The 6361-nt window shown below is 38.1% G+C and carries 7 protein-coding genes; all 7 read right to left on the bottom strand.

The genetic code is table 11. The features are described from left to right. Nucleotides 1-1142 (bottom strand): multidrug effflux MFS transporter (locus ACFIL8_RS07040; RefSeq protein WP_375689250.1); only part of this gene is annotated, 1142 nt, incomplete at its 3' end. 71 nt (nucleotides 1143-1213) lie between these two features. Next, on the bottom strand, nucleotides 1214-1546 hold the full coding sequence (gene grxD / locus ACFIL8_RS07035; RefSeq protein ID WP_375622408.1) for a Grx4 family monothiol glutaredoxin: 333 nt from the start codon (nucleotides 1544-1546) through the stop codon (nucleotides 1214-1216). 99 nt (nucleotides 1547-1645) lie between these two features. Continuing rightward, entirely contained in the window at nucleotides 1646-1879 is a 234-nt protein-coding gene (locus ACFIL8_RS07030) for a BolA/IbaG family iron-sulfur metabolism protein (RefSeq protein ID WP_375622409.1), read from the bottom strand. Nucleotides 1880-1934: 55 nt separating this feature from the next. Then, nucleotides 1935-4145 carry a phosphoribosylformylglycinamidine synthase subunit PurL gene (gene purL / locus ACFIL8_RS07025; RefSeq protein WP_375689248.1) on the bottom strand — a complete coding sequence of 737 codons (2211 nt, stop codon included), beginning with the start codon at nucleotides 4143-4145 and terminating at the stop codon, nucleotides 1935-1937. A 281-nt stretch (nucleotides 4146-4426) separates the two neighbouring features. Beyond that, nucleotides 4427-5098: a phosphoribosylformylglycinamidine synthase subunit PurQ gene (gene purQ, locus ACFIL8_RS07020; RefSeq protein ID WP_375622411.1), complete on the bottom strand. Its 672-nt coding sequence runs from the start codon at nucleotides 5096-5098 to the stop codon at nucleotides 4427-4429. Between the two features lie 11 nt (nucleotides 5099-5109). Beyond that, on the bottom strand, nucleotides 5110-5349 hold the full coding sequence (gene purS / locus ACFIL8_RS07015; RefSeq protein WP_375689246.1) for a phosphoribosylformylglycinamidine synthase subunit PurS: 240 nt from the start codon (nucleotides 5347-5349) through the stop codon (nucleotides 5110-5112). An 80-nt stretch (nucleotides 5350-5429) separates the two neighbouring features. Next, nucleotides 5430-6194: a phosphoribosylaminoimidazolesuccinocarboxamide synthase gene (gene purC / locus ACFIL8_RS07010; protein WP_375622413.1), complete on the bottom strand. Its 765-nt coding sequence runs from the start codon at nucleotides 6192-6194 to the stop codon at nucleotides 5430-5432. Between the last annotated feature and the right edge of the window lie 167 nt (nucleotides 6195-6361).

Here is a 6361-nt window from a genome sequence, read left to right as displayed (position 1 = left end):
GTTTCATCAAATTGTTGGGCAATAAAAAAGCTAAGTCCTGCACCGATAGATGTTTGAAGAAAGCCGGATACAGAAGATGCTGTTCCAGCAATTTCGCCTACAGATTCGAGAGCGAGTGTATTGAAATTGGCCATAATGCCACCACAGGTAAACATTAATATACAATATAACGTCATATAAAAAGGAAAAGGGATAACACCACCTGCTAAGATGGAGCCAATAAACCAAATGCATGAAGTGGCACAAAAGAGCAAAAGCATAGTATGAGCAATACGTCTCATCCCAAGACGTCCGACAAGTCGAGAATTCATGAATGATGAGAAAGCCTGAAATGCAGCACCGATGGCAAATGCGATAGGAAACCAAAAGCCTAAGTTATAAATTCCTTCATAGGTTTGTTGTGATGTATTAACAGCGATAAAAATGCACCCTAAAATGATAGAAGTTGCAAGTGTATAGCAAAGTGTTGTACGATTTGTCACAACAACCCATAAGTTGTGTTTAACTGAAGAAAAGGAAAGAGGGCGTTGTTCATGAAGTGTTTCAGGCAAGCGGAATTGAATCCAAATCATCAGCCCGAAACCAATCATTGCCATGAAAATAAAAATATATTGCCAATGTCCGAGCAGTAAAATGATCTGTCCTGTTGCGGGACCAACCATTGGTGCAACAAGAAAAACCATCATAACAATAGACATAACTTCTGCCATTTTTCGACCACTGTAGAGATCACGTACAACGGAAACTGTGAGCACGCGCATAGCAGCTCCTCCAATGCCTTGCAAGATACGCAAAATAAGTAAGAGAGAAAAATCAGTTACAAAGGCACAGCCAATCGCCGTAAATGAATAAAAAGCAAGCCCGAGAAGAATAAGTTTACGTCGTCCATACCGATCGCTTATAGGACCGAAAAATATTTGAGCAATACCATAGCTAATAAGATAACTCGAAATAATATAATGTTGATCATTTTCATTAAGAACATTTAAGCCGTCCAAAATATTGGGCATAGCTGGCAGCATAATATCAACAGCTATAGCGTTAATAGCCATGAGAGAAGCAATAAGAACAACAAATTCTTTATAGCCAATTTTGTTTCTAATCGCATCACTATGCGTTTGTTCATCGACTGAATATGACATATGGCATCCTTGAAATAAAAATTTCGTCTGAAAACAGCTCTTTTTTAGAGTCTGAATAAAATGAAAGATACCTATGATTGATTATAAGGAATATTTTTTTCTTTCAAAAGTTCCTGTAACTCATTGTTTTGAAACATTTCTTTAACAATATCACAGCCTCCAACAAATTCACCTTTGACATAAAGCTGTGGAATTGTTGGCCAATTTGAGTAATCTTTGATCCCTTGACGCAATTCGTCAGAAGTTAAGATATTAATCCCTTTATAATTCAATCCTAAATAGTCAAGGATTTGAACAACTTGTCCTGAAAATCCGCATTGCGGAGCGTCAGGTGTTCCTTTCATGAATAAAATGACGTCGTTTGTTTTAATCTCGTTATCAATAAAATCATGAACAGTGGTCATTTTTATCCCTCGATATTTTGGATTTTTATAAGTGTGTAATTTATACTCGTACTGTTTTTAAATCGTATTGAGTGAATGAATGCAAGAAAAAATTTTAGATTATTTGGGGATATTTGTTTGCAACATTAAGGCGTGAAGATCAGTTCCCATATTGCCTTTAAGGGCATCATAGACCATTTTATGTTGTTGAACACGGGTTTTACCGCGAAAACTTTCAGAAATAACTTCTGCCGCATAATGTTCTCCATCTCCAGCAAGATCACGAATTGTTACAGTCGCATCGGGAATGCCTTCACGAATAAGCGTTTCAATTGCATGGGCACTCATCGCCATCATTATTCTCCTATGTTGTTCACTTTTTGTAAGAGCTGTTTAAAAACAACAATTTTTACTCTTCACCCATAAATTGTGGAAACCAATTTTCATAGGCTTTTGTGAGTTTGTCTATAGAAAGTTTTAGTATTCCATCTATATCAAGTGCATCACCTGCAACTTGACCTAGCTCTGTTAAAGAAACTGTATTGATTTGTGCACGCTCTTTAAGACTATTAAGAGAGTGAGGTTTGACGGCTAAAAGATAACGTCCTTGGTCTTCTCCAAAAAGTTCTGCATGTTCTGGTGATTGGTTGCTTAATTTTGCTTTGATCCCTTTACCTGCTTTAATGACCATTTCTGCAAGCGCAATCGCTAATCCTCCATCAGAAAGATCATGGGCGGCGTGAACAAAACCACGATGTATGACATCTCGAACAAATTGACCATGCTTTTTTTCAAGTTGTAAATCTACAGGGGGGGGGGCACCTGCATCAATATTTAAAATGTTACGTGCATAGATTGATTGTCCTAAATGGGAGCCGCAATTTCCTACTAAAACAAGAATATCTCCATTTTGCATACCACTTATTGTGACCATTTTAGACCAATCATTAAGAAGTCCTACACCAGCAATTGTGGGGGTTGGAAGAATGGCTTCCCCATTTGTTTCGTTGTAAAGAGAAACATTGCCTGAAACGATAGGGAAATCGAGGATTCTACAAGCTTCCCCGATCCCTTTAATAGCAAAAACCAGCTGTCCCATAATTTCAGGTTTTTCAGGGTTCCCAAAATTGAGATTATCTGTAGCAGCTAACGGTGTTGCACCTGTCGTACTAATGTTTCGCCAGCATTCTGCGACAGCTTGTTTCCCTCCCTCATAAGGGTCTGCTTCACAATAGCGAGGTGTTACATCAGAAGAAAAAGCAAGAGCACGTTTGCTATTGTTGCCTACACGGATAACGCCTGCATCACCTCCTGGGCGAATAAGGCTATTTCCTTGGATAAGGGTATCATATTGTTCATAAATCCATCGCCGTGAACTTTGATCAGCAGAATTCAATAAGGTCACAAGTGCATCACCAAGATTTTCAACTTTTTTGACGTCTTCTGCTTTTAAGGGTGTTTTTTTTGCCGGCTCACTCCAAGGACGGTCATAAACAGGTGCTTCATCACCAAGTTCTTTGATGGGAAGATTGACAACTTCTTCCCCTTGATGAAATACGCGGAAACGTAGATCATCGGTTGTTTTTCCAATAATGGAAAAATGGAGCCCCCACTTATGAAAAATTGCTGCTGCTTGCTTTTCTAACTCTGGTTTAAGAACCATGAGCATACGCTCTTGGCTTTCAGAAAGCATCATTTCATAGGCTGTCATATTTTCTTCTCGAACAGGAACTGTATCGAGATTAAGCTGTATCCCTAAATTTCCTTTTGCACCCATTTCAACGGCAGAAGAGGTGAGACCTGCTGCCCCCATATCTTGAATAGCAACCACGGCTCCAAGTTCCATGAGCTCTAAACATGCTTCAAGAAGACATTTTTCTGTAAAAGGATCACCGACTTGAACGGTTGGACGTTTTTCACTGATTGAATCATCAAATTCAGCAGAAGCCATTGTTGCTCCACCGACACCATCACGTCCTGTTTTCGCACCAAGATAAACAACAGGGAGTCCGATGCCTTGTGCTTTAGAATAAAAAAGGGCGTCTGTCTTTGCAATACCGGCGACAAAAGCGTTAACGAGGATATTGCCATTATAACGTTCATCAAAATTGACTTCTCCACCAACCGTTGGAACACCAAAAGAATTGCTGTAACCACCTATTCCAGAAACAACACCAGAAACAAGATGGCGTGTTCGCGGATGATCAGGAGCGCCAAATCGCAATGCATTCATAGCGGCGACAGGACGGGCTCCCATTGTGAAGACATCACGCAAAATACCACCCACGCCTGTCGCTGCACCTTGATAAGGTTCAATATAAGAAGGATGGTTATGGCTTTCCATTTTGAAAACAACACATTCTCCTTCACCAATATCAACAACACCAGCATTCTCACCAGGCCCTTGAATGACACATTTTCCTTCTGTTGGAAGAGTTCTTAGCCATTTTTTAGAGGATTTATAGGAACAATGTTCATTCCACATTGCAGAAAAAATTCCTAGTTCAGTAAATGTTGGTTCTCTACCAATTAACGTCAAGATACGTTGATATTCATCCTCTTTTAGGCCATGTTGTGCAATGAGCTCTGGTGTAATAGTGATGTTATCGCAAGGCTTCATGAGTATTTATCCGTTAAATTAACTGAAATTCAGCATTTTAGTTTCTATCTAGCAGCTATTATAAGCAATAATGTTGTTTAATAATAAAAATATTCATAGACCGTAAGCTGAAGATTTTGTTCGTTTGTTTGGTGGGATTTAAGACCAAAAACGATCTTAAATAATTATGTATTTAGAGCAATAATATCCATTGTTGTTTGTGAAGAATTTCGTTCATAGATTTACGATATGAGATATCGACCTTTGTTTTATAATTATGGAGCTCGAGGATTTTTGCGGCATCATCCCTTTACTAACTCTAAAGCACTTTGAAAAAGTAAACGACCGTCAATACCGCCATGGGCGGGTTCAATAAAGTTTTCAGGATGAGGCATCATACCAAGAATATTACCAGCTTTATTAACAATACCAGCAATATCTTTCATTGAGCCATTAGGATTTGTATTTTCTGCATAACGAAAAACAATTTGTTCATTATCTTCCATTTGTTTTAATGTTTCACTATCAACAAAATAATTCCCATCGTGATGAGCAACAGGACAACGAATAATTTGTCCTTTAGAATAATATCGAGAAAATTTTGTCTTGGCATTGACGACTTCAAGTTTGATTTCACGACAAACAAATTTTAAAGAAGCGTTACGCATTAAAGTACCGGGTAATAATCCCGCTTCCAACAAAATTTGAAATCCATTACAGATCCCTATTATTGTAGTCCCTTCTTGTGCTTTTTCACGAATGGCTTTTAAGATGGGAGTTCGCGCTCCAATTGCACCACATCTTAAGTAGTCGCCATAGGAAAAACCACCAGGAATAATAATAACATCTACATCTGGAATTGTTGTTTCTGTTTGCCAAATTTTTAGTGGCTCAACTCCCGTTATATGATGTAATGCTGCAACCATATCTCGATCACGATTTAATCCAGGAAGTTGAATGATGGCAGTTTTCATGAGTGTTTCACTTACAGAAGTTCGATTGTATAATTTTCAATGACAGTATTTGCGAGTAACTCTTCACACATTTGTTCAAGTTTTCTCTTTGCGGTTTCAGAAGGTAGATCATCAAGAACAATATCAAAAACCTTTCCTTGACGAATGGATTGAATGCCTTCGAAAGCCAAACTTTTTAAAGCACCGACAATTGCTTCTCCTTGTGGATCAAGAACGCTTTCTCTTAAAGTAACTGTAATGCGTGCTCTCATTATTTTACTTCCTGCTTTTTAAAAGAACCTCTCATTTGAAGAGGAGTATTTGTAGAAGATGATGTTATTTTATCTTGTGTTTACTTTACGAGAACGGGACCACTTGGTCGTATTGGTTCATTTTCATTCATAATACCAAGACGTTTGGCGACTTCTTGATAGGCATTAATAAGCCCACCCATATCACGACGAAAACGGTCTTTATCCATTTTTTCGTGTGTTTGCATATCCCATAGTCGTGCAGAATCAGGAGAGATTTCATCAGCAAGAACAATGCGCATTGTTTCATCTTCCCACAGGCGACCAAATTCCATTTTAAAATCAATTAATTGTATGTTAACACCGGCAAAAAGCCCAGAAAGAAAATCATTAATACGAATTGAAAGTTGCATGATATCTTCTATCTCTTGTGGGACAGCCCACCCAAAAGCCGTGATATGTTCTTCTGTCACCATGGGATCATCGAGAGAATCATTTTTATAGTAGAACTCAATGATGGATTGTGGAAGCGGGGTTCCTTCTTCCAGACCTAAACGCTTAGCAAGAGAGCCGGCCGCAACATTGCGAACAACAACTTCCAACGGAATGATTTCCACTGCTTTAATAAGCTGTTCGCGCATGTTTATACGTTTGATAAAATGTGTTGGGATGCCTAAACGTCCAAGGTGGCTAAAGATATGTTCCGAAATTCGGTTGTTTAAAACGCCCTTTCCGTCGATAATTTCATGTTTTTTTGCATTAAAGGCTGTTGCATCATCTTTAAAAAATTGAATATAAGTTCCTGGTTCAGGTCCTTCATATAAAATTTTAGCCTTGCCTTCATAAATACGGTGGCGACGATTCATTATGTTTCTCTATTTATCTTGATGATTCTCTATTTATTTTGAGAGGTTTTTAATAACATTGACAATTGATACTATCCTAATTGATAGAAATTCTCAATGATATTGCTATGATACTTTTATAATTTTTATCATTACACGTTTACCCAAAGGTGAAGATACATAAGCGA

The organism is Bartonella sp. AP57NXGY (assembly GCF_042195805.1).
Lineage (GTDB): Bacteria > Pseudomonadota > Alphaproteobacteria > Rhizobiales > Rhizobiaceae > Bartonella.
The sequence above is the reverse complement of the archived record's forward strand: the minus strand, read 5'-3'. Positions and strand labels throughout refer to the sequence as shown.

Coding starts and splice junctions, on each gene's coding strand:
- ACFIL8_RS07030 (WP_375622409.1), bottom strand. CDS start 1,879: ATGGCGATGAGTGCCCATGCAATTGAAACGCTTATTCGTGAAGGCATT.
- purC (WP_375622413.1), bottom strand. CDS start 6,194: ATGAATCGTCGCCACCGTATTTATGAAGGCAAGGCTAAAATTTTATAT.
- purQ (WP_375622411.1), bottom strand. CDS start 5,098: ATGAAAACTGCCATCATTCAACTTCCTGGATTAAATCGTGATCGAGAT.
- purS (WP_375689246.1), bottom strand. CDS start 5,349: ATGAGAGCACGCATTACAGTTACTTTAAGAGAAAGCGTTCTTGATCCA.
- purL (WP_375689248.1), bottom strand. CDS start 4,145: ATGAAGCCTTGCGATAACATCACTATTACACCAGAGCTCATTGCACAA.
- grxD (WP_375622408.1), bottom strand. CDS start 1,546: ATGACCACTGTTCATGATTTTATTGATAACGAGATTAAAACAAACGAC.